Origin of the sequence: Limimaricola litoreus, assembly GCF_024159025.1 — a bacterium.
GTDB lineage: Bacteria > Pseudomonadota > Alphaproteobacteria > Rhodobacterales > Rhodobacteraceae > Limimaricola > Limimaricola litoreus.
This window is the reverse complement of sequence record NZ_JAMYXC010000005.1, coordinates 1-1762: the sequence shown is the minus strand read 5'-3', so window position 1 is coordinate 1762 and position 1762 is coordinate 1. Positions and strand designations below refer to the sequence as shown.

The window sequence follows — 1762 nt, the reverse complement described above, 5'->3', positions numbered from 1 at the left end:
AGAACCTCGACCGAATGGCTGCGAACCTCGGTCAGGCGACGAATGCGCGAGCCGGGCGCGCCGATCGGGCGCAGCCCGTGCGGGCGCAGCTCCGGCACGACGGCGGCGGCATCCTCGAGCGCCCGCTCGAGATCCTCCTCGGCTTCGAGATAGGCGCGGTAGGCCCGGATCAGGGCCCGGCGGGCGGTCGCGGCATCGGGATTCATCTTCACTCCTCCCCGGAACAAGACGACTCTGCCCCGATCAGGCCAAAACGCCTCGCGGCTGTCAACGCCGCGATGACTCTGCCCGAGGTCCGACCGGGGGGCCGTTCAGACCGCCACCGCCTCGTCACCGGTCTCTGCGCGAAGCCGGTCGAGATCGGGGATCACGATGCGGCGCTTGCCGTCGAGCATGATGGTGCCTTCGCGCCCGAGCCGGCTGATCTGGCGGCTCACCGTCTCTATCGTCAGGCCGAGATATTCCGACATCGCCTCGCGCGTCAGCGGCAGGTCGAGCCGGATGTCGTGGCTGCGCGGCGCGAGATCGAAGCTCGCCTCGCGCCGCGCAACCGAGACCAGAAGGCTGGCGATCCGCTCGCGCGCGGTCTTGCGGCCAAGCACCAGCATCCATTCGCGCGCCGCGTCCAGCTCGTCGAGCGTCATCTCCAGAAGCCGCCCTGCGACATGCGGCATGTCGACGAGCAGCCGCTCGAAGGGCGCGCGGCGAAAGCAGCACAGGGTGACGTCGCTCGCCGCCGTGATGTCATAGGGGGTGACCGTCCTGCCCGGGCGCCCGATGAAGTCCGATGGCAGCAAGAGCCCCACCATCTGCACCCGCCCGTCCTCGAGCGTTTGCGCCATGGTGGCGATGCCCGAGACGACCGAGGCCACGAAGCTCAGATCGTCACCGGCCCAGACGATCTTCTGCCCGGCTTCGTAACGGCGGTAGAACTTGACCTCCTCGAGCCGCGCAAGCTCGGTCTCGTCGCAGCGCGCGCAGACGGCACGGTGCCGGATACCGCAATCGGCGCAGCGCAGATCCAGTCTCGGGGTCATCGCGGATCTCCTCGGCGGGATGCAGAGACGATACCACCGAACGGCCTATGACCCCAGCCCCCGATGATGCGACCTTGGGTCCTGGGGCTTCAACCGGAAGCTTCTCTTACGACGGCCAGCGCGCGCAGGAGATCGCTGCGGCTCAGAATTCCCGCGATCCTTGCGCCGTCCATCACCGGAAACCGGCGGTAGGGACCGCTCAGAAATCGCTCGGCGGCGGAAAGAATGTCGAGATCGGGCGTCAGGCTTTCCACCGGCGTGCGCATCGCGTCGCCCACGAGGCCGCCCTGCCCTGCGTGGTATCCGGCATGCAGCGCGGCGCGCAGGCAGTCCTTTTGCGACAGCATGCCGAGGAGCCGGCCCTGCGCATCGACGACGGGCATGCCGGAAATGCAGTGATACAAAAGAAGATGCATGGCGCGCAGCAGATCCATCTCGGGCGTGATCGTGATGACCTCGCGCGTCATGATGTCCTCGATGCGCGGCAGCGGTCTCATCGCGCGCGCTTCCGCGCGCAGGGCTTGCGGCACCCCGCGCAGGGCGTGCCGCAGCCCCCCTGCGGCGGTCCGCGCCCGAACAGCAGCCCGAGGCCCAAGCCCGTCATCGACAGCGCGATGAAAATGAAGACAACGAGGATCGTGATCATGCGCGGCTCCTTTCAGGCGATGAGATGGGCCGCAAAGCCCCCGGTCATGCTCTGCGCGCCGCCCGGATGCACAAAGAGC

The 1762-nt window shown here is 68.0% G+C and carries 3 protein-coding genes and 1 pseudogene; all 4 read right to left on the bottom strand.

The annotated features are described in order from the left end of the window. Window positions 1–206: pseudogene (locus NHG85_RS00220) on the bottom strand (hypothetical protein); the annotation flags it as partial. Window positions 207–311: 105 nt separating this feature from the next. Continuing rightward, window positions 312–1037 carry a transcriptional regulator FnrL gene (gene fnrL, locus NHG85_RS00215; protein WP_253328666.1) on the bottom strand — a complete coding sequence of 242 codons (726 nt, stop codon included), beginning with the start codon at window positions 1035–1037 and terminating at the stop codon, window positions 312–314. Between the two features lie 89 nt (window positions 1038–1126). After that, complete coding sequence (locus tag NHG85_RS00210) at window positions 1127–1534, bottom strand: CBS domain-containing protein (RefSeq protein WP_253328665.1); 408 nt, start codon at window positions 1532–1534, stop codon at window positions 1127–1129. Then, window positions 1531–1683: a hypothetical protein gene (locus tag NHG85_RS00205; RefSeq protein ID WP_253328664.1), complete on the bottom strand. Its 153-nt coding sequence runs from the start codon at window positions 1681–1683 to the stop codon at window positions 1531–1533. Before NHG85_RS00205 ends, NHG85_RS00210 begins: the two co-directional genes overlap by 4 nt. Window positions 1684–1762 lie beyond the last annotated feature (79 nt).